15 protein-coding genes are annotated in these 16,529 nt (G+C 43.9%); 12 read left to right on the forward strand and 3 right to left on the reverse strand.

Annotated features, from left to right (window positions below; all coding sequences use genetic code 11):
• Nucleotides 1–200: 200 nt before the first annotated feature.
• Complete coding sequence (locus MHB84_RS27045; RefSeq protein WP_076291310.1) at nt 201–416, forward strand: hypothetical protein; 216 nt, start codon at nt 201–203, stop codon at nt 414–416.
• Nucleotides 417–625: 209 nt separating this feature from the next.
• On the opposite strand, the gene MHB84_RS27050 is transcribed toward MHB84_RS27045, so the two are convergent.
• Both MHB84_RS27050 and MHB84_RS27055 read right to left on the reverse strand, forming a co-directional pair.
• Nucleotides 626–1,516 (reverse strand): hypothetical protein, encoded by an 891-nt coding sequence (locus MHB84_RS27050; protein ID WP_076291309.1) that lies wholly within the window; start codon nt 1,514–1,516, stop codon nt 626–628.
• 398 nt (nt 1,517–1,914) lie between these two features.
• Entirely contained in the window at nt 1,915–2,466 is a 552-nt protein-coding gene (locus MHB84_RS27055) for a TetR/AcrR family transcriptional regulator (protein WP_076291308.1), read from the reverse strand.
• Nucleotides 2,467–2,615: 149 nt separating this feature from the next.
• Between MHB84_RS27055 and MHB84_RS27060 the strand changes: the two genes are divergently transcribed.
• Nucleotides 2,616–3,536 (forward strand): ketopantoate reductase family protein, encoded by a 921-nt coding sequence (locus MHB84_RS27060; RefSeq protein ID WP_076291307.1) that lies wholly within the window; start codon nt 2,616–2,618, stop codon nt 3,534–3,536.
• A gap of 671 nt (nt 3,537–4,207) precedes the next feature.
• Here MHB84_RS27060 and MHB84_RS27065 read toward each other — a convergent pair.
• Complete coding sequence (locus tag MHB84_RS27065; RefSeq protein WP_076291306.1) at nt 4,208–4,582, reverse strand: transporter; 375 nt, start codon at nt 4,580–4,582, stop codon at nt 4,208–4,210.
• A 605-nt stretch (nt 4,583–5,187) separates the two neighbouring features.
• Between MHB84_RS27065 and MHB84_RS27070 the strand changes: the two genes are divergently transcribed.
• The 10 genes from MHB84_RS27070 to MHB84_RS27115 all read left to right on the forward strand — a co-directional run bounded on the left by MHB84_RS27070 (nt 5,188) and on the right by MHB84_RS27115 (nt 16,432).
• Entirely contained in the window at nt 5,188–5,346 is a 159-nt protein-coding gene (locus MHB84_RS27070) for a hypothetical protein (RefSeq protein ID WP_179087218.1), read from the forward strand.
• A 60-nt stretch (nt 5,347–5,406) separates the two neighbouring features.
• Nucleotides 5,407–6,906: a monooxygenase gene (locus MHB84_RS27075; RefSeq protein ID WP_076291305.1), complete on the forward strand. Its 1,500-nt coding sequence runs from the start codon at nt 5,407–5,409 to the stop codon at nt 6,904–6,906.
• A 326-nt stretch (nt 6,907–7,232) separates the two neighbouring features.
• Nucleotides 7,233–7,718 carry a MarR family transcriptional regulator gene (locus MHB84_RS27080; RefSeq protein WP_076291304.1) on the forward strand — a complete coding sequence of 162 codons (486 nt, stop codon included), beginning with the start codon at nt 7,233–7,235 and terminating at the stop codon, nt 7,716–7,718.
• 241 nt (nt 7,719–7,959) lie between these two features.
• A complete protein-coding gene (locus tag MHB84_RS27085; RefSeq protein ID WP_076291303.1) occupies nt 7,960–8,625 on the forward strand; it encodes a Type 1 glutamine amidotransferase-like domain-containing protein in 666 nt (221 codons plus the stop codon).
• Nucleotides 8,626–8,990: 365 nt separating this feature from the next.
• On the forward strand, nt 8,991–9,137 hold the full coding sequence (locus tag MHB84_RS27090) for a hypothetical protein (RefSeq protein WP_175380615.1): 147 nt from the start codon (nt 8,991–8,993) through the stop codon (nt 9,135–9,137).
• Between the two features lie 339 nt (nt 9,138–9,476).
• Nucleotides 9,477–10,727 (forward strand): MFS transporter, encoded by a 1,251-nt coding sequence (locus MHB84_RS27095; protein WP_076291302.1) that lies wholly within the window; start codon nt 9,477–9,479, stop codon nt 10,725–10,727.
• A gap of 405 nt (nt 10,728–11,132) precedes the next feature.
• Nucleotides 11,133–12,812 (forward strand): sugar ABC transporter substrate-binding protein, encoded by a 1,680-nt coding sequence (locus MHB84_RS27100; protein WP_341143080.1) that lies wholly within the window; start codon nt 11,133–11,135, stop codon nt 12,810–12,812.
• A 144-nt stretch (nt 12,813–12,956) separates the two neighbouring features.
• Nucleotides 12,957–13,922, forward strand: a complete 966-nt coding sequence (locus tag MHB84_RS27105; protein WP_076288857.1) for an ABC transporter permease — start codon at nt 12,957–12,959, stop codon at nt 13,920–13,922.
• On the forward strand, nt 13,922–14,875 hold the full coding sequence (locus MHB84_RS27110) for a carbohydrate ABC transporter permease (RefSeq protein WP_076288856.1): 954 nt from the start codon (nt 13,922–13,924) through the stop codon (nt 14,873–14,875). Before MHB84_RS27105 ends, MHB84_RS27110 begins: the two co-directional genes overlap by 1 nt.
• Nucleotides 14,876–16,432: a glycoside hydrolase family 43 protein gene (locus MHB84_RS27115; RefSeq protein WP_076288855.1), complete on the forward strand. Its 1,557-nt coding sequence runs from the start codon at nt 14,876–14,878 to the stop codon at nt 16,430–16,432.
• The last annotated feature ends 97 nt before the right edge of the window (nt 16,433–16,529 follow it).

Raw genomic sequence — 16,529 nt, forward strand, 5'->3', positions numbered from 1 at the left:
TTAATTTAACCTTGATGCTGTTTGATCAGTGGTTAAAGGTTAATGTGGTACGAAATGGATACGAAGGCCTGGGTTCACAGAAACTAGTATTTATACAATCCATATTATAGAATATTAAATACAGGTAATTATTCCAGATATGGGTTTTAATATTCATACAATACTTTAAATTTTCTGTGAACAAGAGGTGGAGAGCAGGTATGAAAAATAGAAACGTAACAGGTATTGTAGTGGCCATAATTTATTGTGTTGTCCTTTATGTTTTTTTAACTGATGCCCCCCCCGGTGAAGCTCCAAATAATCCGTTTTGGGTTTATTCATTGTTTCCACTTGGAGTTGTTGTAATTACGTCTCTTTTTGATTATGTGATCAAGTTCGATTTCTTCAGAAAAAAGAAGAGTAGTAGAAAAAAGTAAAGAATGAATGGTGTCGCGGTACAAGCACTTTGTTCCATTTATAGTCGCTATTATAGCGGCTTTTTTGTTTTAAGTAACCAAGTTCATGTCCCAAGCTAAGGACAAGAAATTGTATCAAGAACTTAAGCTGAGCCGTACCACAAGTGAGGCCAAAAAATTGGAGTTTTAATGTGGGCCACGCGGACTAAGGGTGCATCAGAAGAGCAAAATCAATAGTCCGGTGCGGCGTACTTCGTTACGTCTGGCTCGAATACCACTCCATTGGACAAGTCCAGCTCCACATGGGTGGTGCCGCGAACATCGGTCAGCACGAGTATGCGCGAGCCAACGACGGGAACGCGGTCGGCGCTGGTGCGCATGTGCGCTGAGATGATAATAGGAGCATCGTTGACGATATAGCTTACCTCGACCGTGAACATCGGGAAATTGAAGAGCCATCGGTTTGTGAAGTTTACGGCAGTCAATGTCCCTGCGAATGAGGAACCCTGCAAGCGGAGAAGCTGGATGTCCGCCTGACGTCGCGCGGCGTGGGCGATTGAGCCGGGTAACTGAAGGAGCACGATAGCCGCTATAAGAGCGAAGCCAGCTCCGACCACGGCGCCGAGCTCTGGCGGGATTGTCGGCGACGTCGCTATGGATGCGAGGTCGAAAGGGCGTGATGGATTGCTTTTCAGCGTCCAGAGCAGTAGGACTCCCGCACTTGTAACTAGCCCTCCTGCGATCGCGAGTGTCGCGAAAAGGCCGGCGACCCTGGTCTGTCCGAACTGCTCGACCGCTCGCGAGTACACTCCACAGGTTGCACCGATCGCGACAAACAGCAGCACCACGGCAATGCTCACCGCGACCGGATGACCGAGGAAAATGCTGATCGCGGGTGTCGGCGCCAGACCGAGCAGTGCTCCGAACGGCACGGAGCCTGTCATTGCCCACAGTGTAGCAGCTGTGAGCAGCCACGGCAGTATCGGAGCCGCAAGTCCGACACGACGTCCCGGCCGGAGCATAGTCATCCTTCCGTTCCTGTCCATGGTGGAGAACAACGGCATCGTCTCAATATGTTTTTGCTGCCCGTGCTTCTGTTGACCCTCCGCATCATCCCTCATTGGCATGGCCCTTCCGAGGAAGGTACTTTAATCGTATATATTTGATAAGGGAAAGATGAATAGTTATGAGCGCTATCACAATCTAGGTGCCGTATTAAAAAGTTCGAATTTCTATTAACTTTATATTTAGCCATACACACCTTCACCTCCTAAAGCGAGATCAAAATCAGGGCCATCTGGCGAAGGATGGCTTTTAACTTGCCGTTACAGACAGCACAGAGGACTGTAGCACAAAAAGAGACAATTTCTCTGAAGAAAAAACTTGGAGAAGTCTGTATTTACAGAATGCGGCCCTTTAAGAGTAGGTTAGGTCAGTCTTTATGGAGTATATTGTGTAAACAACTTATGCACACTTTTTTATTGTTATACAACATATGGATTTGGTTTGAATGACAGACTCATTCTTTAGAATAGGGCGTAATTCCTCTTGAATATAGGTTCTCCATTAACTTGAAAAATTCTTCTGACGATAAATCCTTTTGACGCTGGATCCAAAGACGAAATAAAGAAAGAGAAGTTGTCAGGTAAAACTCAATGAAGTATGGCGTTAAGGAATGGTTTTGCGGGACGTTTAATTCTAATTGATTCAAAGTAATTTCTTGTTTTAAGCGTTTTAAAAAGCGGGCACTTCCATAATCACCCAAAAGGGCATTGAGAACCAGGAGGTGTTCCCTGTTATCCAGACAATGGAGCGTATCTTGAACTGTATGCACTGACAGCTCTTTATTCGCCATTTCTTTCTTCATTTCATTGAATAAGTCATTTTCAACAGAGTCTAACAATTCGTAAATGTCAGTAAAGTATTGATAAAAGGTGCTGCGGTTATATCCTGACTTATTCGCAATTTCCTGAACCGAAATTTTCTCAATCGGCTTTTGGCTATATAACTCACAAAAAACTTCTACAAACTGTTGTCTTGTTTTCTCCGTTATTTGGGGTTGCTTTTTCATGTTTTCCTCCTACTAGCGAATAAGAATATCATCCGACAAATCATAAAAATCTGATGGTTGATCAAGGAATAATAAAGATTTACAATCACATCATACAACATGTTGTCGGATAATCAAAAAGTAAATGTTAAAAAGTAGGGGTGGCTTAAATGTCAGCAAAACAAGATAGAATATTAATTTTTGGTGCAGGTGTCATCGGGAGTATGTACGCAATTAAGTTTATTGAAGCAGGGTTTGACGTTACCCTGTTTGCACATTCGAATAGATTTAAATCATTAAGAGAAAATGGCCTGCAATATAAAGAAAAAGGTACAGTTAGATCGGTACAAGTGAATGTCATTGATACGCTCGCAAATGACGATATATACGGTTTTATTTTCGTTACCGTTCGTTATGATCGGTCCGAATCAGCGTTGTTAGCGCTAAAAGATAATCAAAGCAAAAATATAGTTACGATGACTAGTAATTCAATTGGATTTTCTTCGTGGCTGGATATCGTAGGGGATAGACTTTTACCCGCTTTTCCAGGCTTCGGCGGACAGATTAAAGATGGAGTATTGCATGCTCGATTTCTACCAAAGTTTATAGCGGCAACTGCATTTGGAGAAATTAATGGTGTAGTGACAGAACGCATAGAAAACCTCGCTAAATTATTTAAAACAGCAAAGCTTCCTTACGTTATTAAAAAGGATATGCAAGCATATCTAATCACACATTCCGTATCAGACATTGCCATGTTAAGCTTTTTGCATTCTGAGAATAAGATCATTGACAAAAAAACAGCCAAAATCAGAAAGACGGCACGCCAAATAACAGTCACTTTAAAAGCGCATCTAAGGGCAATACAAAAAGCTGGCGTTTCAATAGATCCACCAATGCTGAGAATGGTGCTTAAATTTCCAAACATATTTTTGGATCTTTTCTTTATGACATGGCTACGAACTAAAATGGTTAAGGATATGATGTTGCCGGATTATGCGAATAATGCTAACAATGAGATTGTGCAACTGAGTGATGATTTAATGAAATTTTTAATTCAAAATGATATCAAATCGGAAATCCTTGACTAAACTAGCGGGAAACGATAATTGAACAACAACAGCGGCAGTCTAAGACTTTATTTTCACCGAACATCAATTTTCTGATTTGCCCAGTTGAGAATCTTCCAAGGTCAACTATAACTGAAGGATTGACAGCAAAATTAGTGAAGGATCTTGGTATTCAAAAAAGATATGACATTACACTCGGTTCAGAGCAACATCTATTAGTGGAGTAACATATGCTGAGAGCATTGAGAATGATAGCTAGGCCTTGAGACCCGATTTAATACTCGGAAGTATATCAACTGAAACTGTGATCTCATTTGAAAAATGGATAAACAAGCTCTTCAATAAGCATTTTAGCAAATAAATGGAGAGATATTTCTTTGTTGCAAAACTCAGTGCTTTAAGTATCTAGAGGAATTGCAACGCTGACTCATTTTTTAGATCCTCCTGCAGTTGATCGTTGGTGACGGTATTAAGGAGCAAGAATGGCTTGTAAGTAGGATAACTTTAAACATACGCAGATCATTCCAGCTAAGCTGGGCAATAAAGCAGGGCTGATTGGAGTAGCCTCTCTGTTTCATCGGAATATATAATGAAGACACCTTAATGTTTGAGTAGCTAACGGATATTTATACTCATAAAATAAATGTAAATCACCCTGTATGCGGATTGATCCGCATACAGGGTGATTAATTCTAGAAACAACTAAACGAGCTGATTCGCTGCAGATCAATGCCGCTGTACAGCCAGAAGAAGCCATTCCAGCGGAAACCAGCCACCGAATTTCTGCCGACAAATACCGGGAACATCCAGAAGCCGGGACCACGATTCGGCCAAATATATGTGTAGCGAAACAAACAGCCGGATATGGCTCTTGGATCTACCGCAAATAACGAAGCGGATTGCTGAGGAATGAATGATGGTGGCGGCCCGGTAGGTGCTTGCATACCTTGTGGTCCGCCGCCTCCACCCCCAGGGAACGATGGAGGACCAGGCATTCCACCCGGTCCTCCGGGACCCCCAGGTCCACCAAACCCTCCGCCAGGTCCAAAAGGAGGTAAAAATGTCATATAACATCACTCCTGTTCATTAGTCTAGTGCATTGTATGTAGTCAATTGAGCAGGGGAATGGATGGGAGCCCATAGAAAGGCGCTAAATTGGTCATAACCCTGTCGAGTAAACAGTACAAAAAAGGACACGCTCAAGCTGGGACCGTTTATCCTTGGGCGCGCGGAGTAATGAATGTGGGTGCATATTATGCAGTTCCGAAAATTTCAGAACGAAAGAAAGTGTCATCAATGTAGTGTCTAAGTCTTTTATATCAAGTACAGAAAAAAGTCTAACCAACGGAAATGCTAATTTAATATGCCTAGAAAGCAGCCGAACAACTTGCTCGGCTGCTTTTGTTTATCTAACGCTAATCTACTTCTGAAGTCGCTATTTTAGCGGCTTATTCTATTTCAAGGTACCAAAAACTGTTTCCATACCGAGGGAAGAACGCAAGTCAAAAGCCTAGAATATTAATTCATCATTTTTAGATAATATTGTTTCAATCAAAACAATTTACAAAATATATCTTGTTTAAATATAATATTGATGGTACTATAATTTTGTTTCGTGCAAAACAATATATTATTTTTGTTTTGTGTAAAACAATGAAATAAGGAGGCGCGCATGATAATAAATCCGAGTACCGTCACACAAACAGTGGCAGATCTCATTTCGCAAATCGTCATTACCGCTTCTTCGATAGCTTTTATTTCCGGACAAGTTGCTTTAAACGAAAAAGGCGAGCTACTCGAGAAGGATGACTATCTTTTTCAGTCCAAGTAAGTCTTCACTAAATTGGATGCAATTGCATCGATTTTCAACTAAGAGAGGAGAAATATGAAAATGAATTATGATGTGATTATTATCGGAGGGGGACCTGTCGGCATGATGTTGGCAGGAGAACTCGCTTTGGCGGACGTCAAGGTTTGTATTTTGGAGAAATTAGAAGATACCACCCCATACTCTAGAGCACTTAGTATCCATCCTCGTACAATAGAAATGCTGGACTTGCGCGGTTTAAAAGCGGAATTGTTGAAGATCGGGAAACCGTTGCCGACCGGGCATTTTGCAGGCTTGGAAACTCGGTTGGACTTTACGGTCATCGACTCTTCATCGAATTATTCATTGTTTATTGCCCAATCCGAAACCGAAAAGACACTGGAGCGCAGAGCCAGAGAGCTAGGTGCGGAAATACGGCGAGGAACGGAAGTTTCGTCTATCTCACCAAATTCAGAATATGTAGAAGTGGTAGCCACTGGAACTGAAGGCGAAATGACATTAACAGCAGCATATGTAGTTGGTGCAGATGGAGCCGGAAGCATTGTACGTAAACAGGCGAACATTCCCTTTAACGGAACGGATACAACACTTACTTCGGTCCAAGGCGATGTTGTGCTTAAACGCCCGCCTGCAACGAATGTCGTTTCCAGCTTTGACGAGAACGGAATGATCATGATCGTTCCTGTGTCTAAAGAGTTGCATCGTGTAGTTTTTATCGATCCGGATCGAAAATCTATTCCTAAGGACACACCAGTCACGCTGGAGGAACTACGCTCGGGAATGCTTCGCATGTTAGGGGACGACTATGGGATTTCAGATCCGTACTGGATGACTCGCTTTGGCAATGCTACCCGACAAGCTGACCGCTACAGGGAAGGAAGAATATTCCTTGCAGGGGATGCTGCTCATATTCATTTCCCTGCCGGAGGTCAAGGTATGAATGTGGGACTGCAAGAGGCCTTGAATCTCGGTTGGAAATTGGCTGCGGAAGTGAAAGGATGGGCACCAGAAGGATTGCTCGATAGTTACCATGAAGAGCGTTTTCCCATCAATTCAGCATTGCTTAGGAATACACGTGTACAAACGCTGCTATTTGGTAGCGATTTTTCATCGACTACGATCGATCTGCGGACAATGATTTCCAACCTATTGGAAATTCCGGAAGCAAACTACCGCTTAGCGAGTCAAATTGCAGCTGTGGATGTTGGCTATACAGTGCCAGATACTGTTTCTGAACATCCATTAAATGGTCGCAGACTTGCAGAGATCAAACTGCGTAAGGAAAACGGAGATATCTTCAGCAGTTACGAACTTTTCCGGGAAGGCAAATACATATTGCTAAATCTCGTTAATGATCAACTCGTGGAAGGCATCACTCGTCGTTTGCCCAATCAGCATTTCACATGTGTTAATGCGATATTGGCGGAACCAGCCCTGGACTGGAACAATGTGCACACAGCAATGATTCGTCCGGATGGATATATCGCATGGGCAATTTCCGATCAAGACAGTGAACTGGAACAATGCATAAAGGAAGGTATTAAAAGCATCAGCAAAGGGTAATTTTTTTACTCTTATTGTTTTGTGAGAAACAAAAAATGTCCGGAAGCCTCTGAATCATCGCTTTCCGGGCATTTTTTCTATGTGAAGTGTTGATATGAGAAAAGTTCCGTTTTCTTACTTTACACTCGCAGTGTCAGCTACGTTTTGGGGCGCAAATTTCAATGCGGGGAAAATGGCCAAGTTGTTCAAAGGCTCAGATGCAACTAATCCCATTATTTCATGGATACTTTAGTCTACAAGTTTTCAAAAATAAGCGTATCAAATGTTTTTCGCGAAACAATTATGTATAATGAGGAGAGATATGCGAATAGAGGAGACCAAAGAAAATGCAGCCAATGGATCATTCTAAACAATGGATTTTTAAAAGCTTTATTCATCTTATGAGTCAACAGGACGTAAGGGAAAGCAAGTTATCCGTCAGAATGAGTGAGGAACTACATAAATTCGAAAAGGAATTTGGAGAAAAGGTGAATTTGACCTTGTCGGAGATTCACCTCATCGCATGTATCGGAGATTTCTCACCGATTAATGTCACCTCCATTTCAGAAAAAACGGGATTAACCAAAGGGTCCATCACAAGAATTAGCAAAAAACTTCTAGAACTGGCCTTGATTAAAAGACAGCAGATTAATGACAATAAAAAAGAAGTCTATTATAGTTTGACATCAAAAGGCCAAAAAGTTTATGTTATCCATCATCGAATCCATCAAGAAATTGAAGAACGATTCATGAATTTTCTAGATAAATATACAGCTGATGAACTTGTTTTTGCGAGCAAGTTCATCCAGGATTTAAAAGAGTGGGATTATTGAAAGATGTGCACCTGAATTGTCGATAAAATAGATGCCCATAGAGCTGCTAACTTAGCAGCTTTTTTGTTTTATCGGTACAAGTCCGTGTCCCATGTTATGGTAATATAGAGTTGGATTTATGAAATGTGTACAAGGGTCTGTAAACGAGATAGCTAAAGAGCAGTTCATCTTTCTAGCGTGTGTAATATGTTTTATCGTTAGAATGGAAGCATGTAAAAAGTACATATGGAGGTAATTAAGTTTGAAAACTCACTACTACTTCAGTTGGTTTAATGATTTTTTTCCAGAGAAGCTGGTCAAATTGTTGCAGGAGGATGTACAAGACAGAAAATCGCTTGTTATGATTAGCGCTGATCCGTCTGGTTATACAGGTGAGCAAATTAACTTTGATGATGTTTCAGAATGGAGATGGTTGAATCAGGCTAATATTATTTTTGATGAATATCATTTCATTGATTACCGCATGCAGAAGGAAGATGCCCGGCGATTCATTCAAAACGCCTCTGTCATTTTCTTATGCGGTGGATATCCTGTTTTGCAGAACAATTTCTTGACGGAATATGAATTATCGGATGTTATTAAGAACAGCAATGCCGTTATAATGGGTGCCAGCGCCGGTGCGTTAAACATGGCTGCAAAATGGTTAAGCTTGAATAAAACTGATGAAGTTGAAACAAGTGCTATTTATGATGGTATTGGCTTTGATCAATTTGCCTATGAATCACATTCTCAACGCGACTACGCCACATTTGTTCAAGGCTATCTGTTCCCCTTGTCTGAAGAGATTGATGTTTATGCGGCAGAACAGGAGAGTGCTGTGCGTGTGAAGGACGGCAAAATAGAAATAATGGGTCCAGTATATTTAATTTCCCAATCAAAGATTCAGAAATTGGTTGAGACGCTCTAATCAGGGTGAGTGATGGAAAATCCACTTGCGTATCCAGTCACAATAGAGGGCAACCGTACCAGTTACAGTGGAATATGACGATGCAGTCAAAGGTGCCTTTGCTTAGTCTACAACTTTATTTTCCGAGGCTAATTTATTTTATTTGAACGCAAGGAAAAAATCCTTTTACAATCATTGTCAGTACGTTATAATACAATCACCAGGTGGATTACTCAACATAAAAAGTGAAATATTGTAATTATTTAGTGAGTTCCACCATGTAAATTTAGATTGGATTCTCTCCCTTTCACAGTCATGGAGTCACCCTTGGCTCGTCATAGTCTTGAGCCGCTTATTACATAATAGATATCGGAGGAGGTGTGGTTATGGTCAAGAAGAAAATTTCCAAAGCCCTCAGCGCTGCTTTAGTCGTTTCTATGCTGGCTACTGGCGTGATCGTCGCTATCCAAGGTAATACAACGTTAGAGGTAGCGAAGTCAGCAGGGGATAAAAAGGTTGAAGTTATTAAATAAGTGAGACCTTACATGCAGAAGATAGGTGCGAAAGCCAACGGAATCAAAAGACTCAAACAGTGTTAGCAACTAAAGATGAAATGCTCTCTGCTAATTAGTATGAGATGAATAATATCACCATAATAATCAACACAGTCGCCATCTTTGATGGTGGCTTTTTTGTTTTGTAGAGCGGGGTGTGCCCTGGCAGGAAAAGAATATTTTTGGGAGACGCACTCTGAAAATTCAGTCTTTAGTATGAGGTGAACGATGTGGAAGTCCGTATAATTAGGAATTGAAAGGAGAGTCATATCTTACTCAAAATGGGAATCTTTTTGAACAAATTGGAGGTTGAAAAGATTGGATCGGCACGAAAAAACCATGAATGCACCAAGCCTGTTTCGCAATCGGTTCCTGCAGACGATTTTATTATCAAGCGTGCTCCTGCAGGTTGGCATTTGGGTACGTAATTTTGCTATTCTCTTGTACGTTGCGGAGAGAACAAACAATGATCCATACGCTATTTCGCTAATCAGCGTAGCCGAATTCGCACCAATTTTTGTTTTTTCGTTCATTGGAGGTACATTTGCTGACCGCTGGCGGCCAAAGCGAACGATGATCTGGTGCGATTTATTATCCGCGGTATCGGTATTCGTAGTACTTCTGACCATACATTTCGGTTCTTGGCACTCCGTTTACCTTGTCGCATTCATCTCAGCTATTCTTTCGCAGTTCTCTCAACCTTCGAGCATGCGTTTGTTCAAGTATCATGTGCCCGAAGAACAGCTCCAGCAAGGGATGGCTCTATTCCAATCACTGATGGCCATCTTCATGGTGCTTGGTCCTATGCTCGGCACCTTCGTTTACAGCACATTTGGCCTTGAAATATCGATCGCTGTCATGGGCCTGGTATTTCTGCTCTCTGCACTCGTTCTTATTCGTCTGCCAGAAGATCATATGCAATCTCAAACCGCCGCTGTAAAAGGGCAGTTCCGTAAAGAATTCATTGAAGGCTTCCGCTATGTTTGGCAAAGCCAAGTACTGCGGATGCTCGGACTGGCATTTATTCTCGCGGGACTGGCTGTTGGCGTAGCCCAAGCGCTCAACCTGTTTATCGTAACGGAGCGGCTGGGCAGAAGCAAGGAATTCCTGCAGTATCTGCTAATGGTTAATGGTGCAGCTATGTTGATTGGTGGCGGAATCGTGGCCGCTTTCGCCAAGCGGGTTCCGCCGCAGATTCTTCTCGCAATAGGTATGATCGCAGGCGCAGTCTGCACAGCCATTGTAGGGTATTCGACAAGCGTTCCACTCACCCTGACCGTTCAATTTCTGAATGGACTTGTTTTCCCGTGCATTCATATTGGGATCAGCACAATGATTCTGAAATGGTCAGAGGCTTCGATTGTCGGCCGGGTGAATGGGGTTCTGAATCCGATGTTCGTTGGCATGATGGTCGTTTCCATGTCTTTCGCTGGCGCATTAAAGGGTGCCTTTTCGCTGGGTACAATCTATAGTGGTGCAGGATTATTATTTCTTCTTGGCGCACTGGTCATGGTTCCGATCATGAACCAAAAAGCGCCTGATAATACACATATTGCACAAGAGACATAATTCGCGATATCTATAAAATTTTAATGAGAAGAGCTGGTCATGAAGAAGTGATCGGTTCTTCTTCATTTCCTGGGAGTAAACCCGCCAGAATCATAGTGATAAAAAAATTGAAGATGATTGTTTTGCTGGAAATGGGCCGCTATTATAGCGGCTTTTTTTTGTTTTAAGGAACTAAGTTCGTGCCAAGATTATGACAGTTCAAGGAGAATACCTTTGAAGCGCAGGGTATTGTGCCAGGATATCAACAATTATTTTCATGCGCATTACCGGGAGGGAGAAAACCTGAACTTTTCTCGGAAAGAGCTATAATTCGAATATAGTTTCCAGGTAGTGTTAAATTTATAATTAAATTATCCCAATGAAAGGGTTTTCATTAATACGAGATTGAAACTTTGGAGGTGCTTTATGGGGGGCAATAAAAAGAATTTTTTCCGTATGGGGGCAACATTGTTGTTGTCGCTGAGCGTTGTGCTGGCTGGTTGCTCAGGCAGTGCAGGTGACTCCGGAAGCGGAGAAGAGAACAGTGCAGGAAGTGAAGTGGGGGCTGACAATCCGATAGAAATCTCGGTATTTCTGAATGAGGCCGGACAGCAGCCAACCGCTGACAACAAGATTTACAAAAAAATCAAGGAAGAGCTCGGCGTTACATTCAAATTCGAATTTCTGGCTGGTGACAAGAACCAAAAGCTCGGCGTCATGATCGCCGGTGGAGATTATCCGGATCTGATCTCAGCCGATACCAAACTTACGGCAGCCGGTTCAGTCATTCCGCTTGAAGATCTGATTGAAGAACACGCGCCTAATTTGAAGAAGCATTACGAGAAGTACTGGAATCAAATGAAGGACCCGAATGATGGACACATTTACTACCTGCCAAACTACGGTGCATACAACGGCGAAGTGGCGGATACCTACTACAGCGGACCTGCCTTTTGGATCCAAAAAGCCGTGTTGAAAGAGTTCGGTTATCCGACACCGAAGACACTGGACGAATACTTTGACTTGATCGCGAAATACAAGGAAAAGTATCCAACCATTGACGGCAAACCGACAGTCGGTTTCGAGGTATTGAACTATGATTGGAAAAACTGGGGCTTGCTGAATCCGCCGCAGCATTTGATCGGTCATCCGAATGATGGTGGTGTGGTCGTCAACGACGGCAAGGCAGAGATCTTTGCGGACAAGGATTATGCCAAGACGTACTATCAGAAACTAAATGAAATCAATGCACAAGGCTTGCTGGATAAGGAAGCGTTTGCACAAAACTACGACCAATATATGGCCAAATTGTCCAGTGGGGCAGTACTCGGCATGTTCGACCAACACTGGAATTTCGGCAGCGCGGAAGATTCGCTCATAACGCAGGACAAAATTGAACGCACTTATGTGGGGTTCCCGCTCGTGTATGACAGCAGCACCAAAGACTATTATCGTGATCGCGCAGCGCTTAACCTGAACAATGGCTTCGGTATTACCGTGAGTGCCAAAGACCCTGTGAAAATCATTAAAGCACTCGACAAGCTCATGGAAGAAGATTGGCAAAAGACACTCACTTGGGGCATTCAGGATGAAGACTATTACGTCAATGACGAAGGCCGTTTCATGAAAACCCAAGAGCAGCGCGACAATGCCGCAGATGCGGCCTGGAAACTGGCCAACAAAGCGGATGCATTTTATGGAACTGCGCCGAAAGTTGAAGGCTACTTTAGTGATGGCAACGCCACTTCGGCAAGCAATCAGCCGGAAGAATATCAAGCCAGCTTGAAACCGTTTGATAAGGAAGTTTTGGGCGCTTATGGTTTCAACAGCTATGTCGATTTCTTCAGTGCTCCACCAGAGAATCCGGTGACTTACCCTGCTTGGTCTGTCGATCTGGTTGAGGGATCTGCAGCCAAGATTGCCAATACGAAGTTGAACGAATTGTCGACCAAATATTTGCCAAAAGCAATCTTGAGCGGTACATCAGAGTTTGACAGTGTTTGGAATGAATACGTTTCCGATATTAAAAAGCTGGACATCAAAACGTATGAAGATCGTATCAATGAAGTGTTGAAGTGGAGAATCGATAACTGGTCTGTGAAATAAAAGACTTAACGTCAGGAAGGAAGATAACCTTTCTTCCTGATTCTTTTGAAAAAATTGTTTGTAGGGCCTGGTCTTTCATCGTGGAAGATACGTCGCTTTCGATGTTTTGCTTTGATTTTAAAGATGGATAGGGAGCCTGATATTATGGAGGAAATTGTAGTGGGTACTAAGCCGCTCCGCCCGAAGAAAAAACCAAAAATGAAGCGGATTACCTGGCAAAATATCAAAGCACAGAGACAGCTCATATGGATGTCTGTTCCTCTGCTTGCGTACATTATCATCTTTGCTTATGTGCCTGTCTGGGGCTGGACGATGGCTTTCCAGGATTACAAACCGGCCAGAAGTTTCTCGCAGCAAACGTGGGTAGGGTTTAAGCATTTTCAGTTTTTGTTTACCGATGACAATTTCTTGCGTGTGCTTCGCAATACGCTGGCCATGAGTATCATCAACATGATTTTGGGTTTCGTTACCGCTATTGTTTTGGCATTGTTACTCAATGAGATCAAGAAGGTCATGTGGAAGCGGACAGTACAAACCATCTCTTATCTTCCTCACTTCTTATCATGGATTATCGTGACTGGCATCGTAGCGACATCGCTTGCTTCTGACGGCATTATCAACGATATCCTCATGAGACTGCACCTCATCAACGAGCCGATCTTGTGGCTGACGGAAGGAAAGTATTTCTGGGGCGTTGTGGCAAGTTCTCATATTTGGAAAGAAGTCGGGTGGAGCACCATTATTTATTTGGCGGCCATGGCCTCGATTGATCCGGCACAGTATGAAGCTGCCGATATTGATGGCGCCAATCGATATCAAAAAATGTGGAATGTCACCTTGCCGGGAATCAAGCCTACCATTGTCATCCTGTTGATTATGTCGATTGGACATATTCTGGAAGCCGGCTTCGAGGTTCAGTATTTGCTGGGTAACGGATTGGTTGTTGACTGGGCGGAAACGATTGATATCTTCGTGCTCAAATACGGGATTGCACAGGGCAACTATTCGCTCGCAACTGCAGGCGGAATATTTAAGACCGTTGTCAGCATTACGATGTTACTTGTAGCGAATTGGACCGCCAAGCGGCTTGGGGAAGAGAGGCTGTTATAATGACGAAAAAAACACCATTGTCTGGTTTAGGAAATACAGCGGCGCTTTCCGTTCGCCGCCCGGGTGGCAGAGGCATGGAACCGTTTCTGTTTAACACCTTTAATACCATCTTCATGGTGCTGCTGGTGATTGTGACGTTATATCCATTTTTGAACACGATTGTGGTTTCATTTAATGCAGGGAATGACACCATACGAGGAGGCTTATATTTGTGGCCCCGCGATTTCACCCTGCAGAATTACAAAGCCGTATTTGCATCAGGCACCATTTATAATGCATTTTTGATTTCCGTTGCACGTACAGTACTATCCACCGTTCTGAACATTTTCTTGACCACCATGTTGGCTTACACACTGAGTCGGCGCGATTATATTTTCCGCAAGCTGATTACGACCATTTTTGTGCTGACGATGTATTTCAATGCCGGGCTAATTCCGGGGTACTTCCTGATGAAGGATCTGCATTTGATTAACTCCTTCTGGGTGTATGTTTTACCATCGCTGATTAGTGCGTTTAACCTGATCGTTATTCGTACCTATATTTACACGATCCCTGAAAGCTTGATTGAATCAGCCAAAATTGATGGAGCAGGCGACTTCAGAATTTTCTGGAGAATTATTTTTCCACTGTGCAAACCTGTGCTAGCGACCATTGCGCTCTTTGTCGCAGTCGGCGCGTGGAATTCCTGGTTCGATGCTTTTCTATACACGTCATCACGTCAAGAGCTCAGTACACTGCAATACGAACTGATGAAGCTGTTGTCTTCCAGTATGAACGCCAACAGTAATCCTTCCGTTGCCAACGGCGTGGGGGTGGAGCATTCCACACAGGTAACGCCCATTTCGATTCGTGCTGCAGTTACGATTGTCGCTTCTGTTCCGATCTTGTTGGTGTATCCGTTTATGCAAAAATACTTTGTCGTTGGACTAAATGTAGGGAGTGTGAAGGAATAGATGAAGCAACTCCAAGCTAATACCATGTGTTATGCCAACCCGATTCTTCCCGGATTCTATCCGGATCCCAGCATTGTGAAGGCGGAAGAGTATTTTTACCTCATTTGCAGCTCGTTTGAATATTTTCCCGGCGTGCCGATCTTTCGGAGTCCGGATCTTATTCACTGGGAGCAGATCGGCAATGTACTGGACCGAATCAGCCAGCTGGATTTGACCGGTCAGAAGAGCTCGGACGGCATTTATGCTCCGACACTGCGTTACCATGAAGGTATATTTTATATGATTACGACAGATGTAAGGGGCATCGGGAACTTCTATGTTACGGCAACCAACCCTGCCGGACCATGGTCCGATCCAATTCGTATTCCCTATGGGGGCATTGACCCCTCGCTGTTTTTTGACGACGATGGCAAAGTGTACGTGACCGCCCAACAAGGTGCCGATTACGATTCTCATGCCATCCAGTATGAGATCGACATCGCTACAGGTGAGGCTCTCTCTGAACCACATGTTGTCTGGCATGGAGATGGAGGGCCATGGACCGAAGGGCCACATCTGTACAAAATCAATGGTCTGTATTACATGATGTCTGCTTCTGGTGGGACGGCCAAGGAGCATCGTGAGATCATCGGCCGAAGCGATCGACCTTATGGTCCGTTTGAACGCTATCCTGAGCCGATCCTGACCCATCGCCATCTGGACCATCCGATCCAGTATTTGGGTCATGCCGATCTGGTGGAGGATCACCACGGAGAATGGTGGGCCGTATTCCTTGGGGTGCGTTTGACAGAGGACGGATATAGTGTGCTTGGACGGGAAACGTTCCTCGCCCCGGTCGTTTGGAACGAGGGCTGGCCCCACATGGACAACAATGAAGGAATAGTGAGTCTGGACATGGCCGTTCAACGTTCGCCGATGACAGCACCTTCTATATTGGATGGTCATGCAGCAGTCGTTGTAGGGCGAGAAGACTTCAATGAAGAACTTGGGCCGCAGTGGATGTTCGTTCGCAATCCGTCAGGAGGAGTGTGCTCCGTTACGGAAAAACCGGGTTTTCTGACCTTATATGGCCAGGAAGCAAGTCTCGGCGACGTCGGTCAGGTTACGTTTGTTGGCCGGAGGCAGCAGCATGTTGAAGCGTGCTATACAACTCACATGGCATTCGTACCGGCTGCTGATGGAGAAGAGGCCGGAATGTGTATCCGCCGGGATGAAGATGCACACTATGAGATTGGCATAAGACGGTCAGAAGGCCGCAACCTGATATTTGCCCGTCTCACGGTGCGCGGAGAGTCGGAAATCGTGTATGCGGGCGAGACTGAAGCGGAGCAGCTGTTTCTCCGGATCGAATCGACGGAGAAGGAATATAGGCTGACTTGTTCCGAGGACGGACAGAACTGGACAGCATTGGGTTCAGGCTCGGCACGTGCCATATCACCGGAGGACTTTGTGCACAAAATGTGCTTTACCGGAGCGGTGGTCGGACTATATGCTACCGGCAATGGTAAGGCATGTAGCACACCTGCCCATTTTGATTGGTTCGAGTATGAGATCTAGCCAACGAGGCACCATTCAAGGCGTCATCTAAGGACACTTTTCACATCGCTGCAGCGGTGAATCTAAGTACATTCGAAAGCTAGCGCTCGTGGCTGGC

The sequence above is a fragment of the Paenibacillus sp. FSL F4-0087 genome, assembly GCF_038020215.1.
GTDB classification, from domain to species: Bacteria; Bacillota; Bacilli; order Paenibacillales; family Paenibacillaceae; genus Paenibacillus; species Paenibacillus taichungensis.

Excerpts from the sequence above, each read along its gene's own strand:
- MHB84_RS27055 (WP_076291308.1), bottom strand. The coding sequence starts at position 2,466 with ATGAAAAAGCAACCCCAAATAACGGAGAAAACAAGACAACAGTTTGTA.
- MHB84_RS27070 (WP_179087218.1), top strand. The coding sequence starts at position 5,188 with ATGATAATAAATCCGAGTACCGTCACACAAACAGTGGCAGATCTCATT.
- MHB84_RS27090 (WP_175380615.1), top strand. The coding sequence starts at position 8,991 with ATGGTCAAGAAGAAAATTTCCAAAGCCCTCAGCGCTGCTTTAGTCGTT.
- MHB84_RS27105 (WP_076288857.1), top strand. The coding sequence starts at position 12,957 with ATGGAGGAAATTGTAGTGGGTACTAAGCCGCTCCGCCCGAAGAAAAAA.
- MHB84_RS27075 (WP_076291305.1), top strand. The coding sequence starts at position 5,407 with ATGAATTATGATGTGATTATTATCGGAGGGGGACCTGTCGGCATGATG.
- MHB84_RS27080 (WP_076291304.1), top strand. The coding sequence starts at position 7,233 with ATGCAGCCAATGGATCATTCTAAACAATGGATTTTTAAAAGCTTTATT.
- MHB84_RS27065 (WP_076291306.1), bottom strand. The coding sequence starts at position 4,582 with ATGACATTTTTACCTCCTTTTGGACCTGGCGGAGGGTTTGGTGGACCT.
- MHB84_RS27060 (WP_076291307.1), top strand. The coding sequence starts at position 2,616 with ATGTCAGCAAAACAAGATAGAATATTAATTTTTGGTGCAGGTGTCATC.
- MHB84_RS27050 (WP_076291309.1), bottom strand. The coding sequence starts at position 1,516 with ATGAGGGATGATGCGGAGGGTCAACAGAAGCACGGGCAGCAAAAACAT.
- MHB84_RS27045 (WP_076291310.1), top strand. The coding sequence starts at position 201 with ATGAAAAATAGAAACGTAACAGGTATTGTAGTGGCCATAATTTATTGT.
- MHB84_RS27110 (WP_076288856.1), top strand. The coding sequence starts at position 13,922 with ATGACGAAAAAAACACCATTGTCTGGTTTAGGAAATACAGCGGCGCTT.
- MHB84_RS27115 (WP_076288855.1), top strand. The coding sequence starts at position 14,876 with ATGAAGCAACTCCAAGCTAATACCATGTGTTATGCCAACCCGATTCTT.
- MHB84_RS27100 (WP_341143080.1), top strand. The coding sequence starts at position 11,133 with ATGGGGGGCAATAAAAAGAATTTTTTCCGTATGGGGGCAACATTGTTG.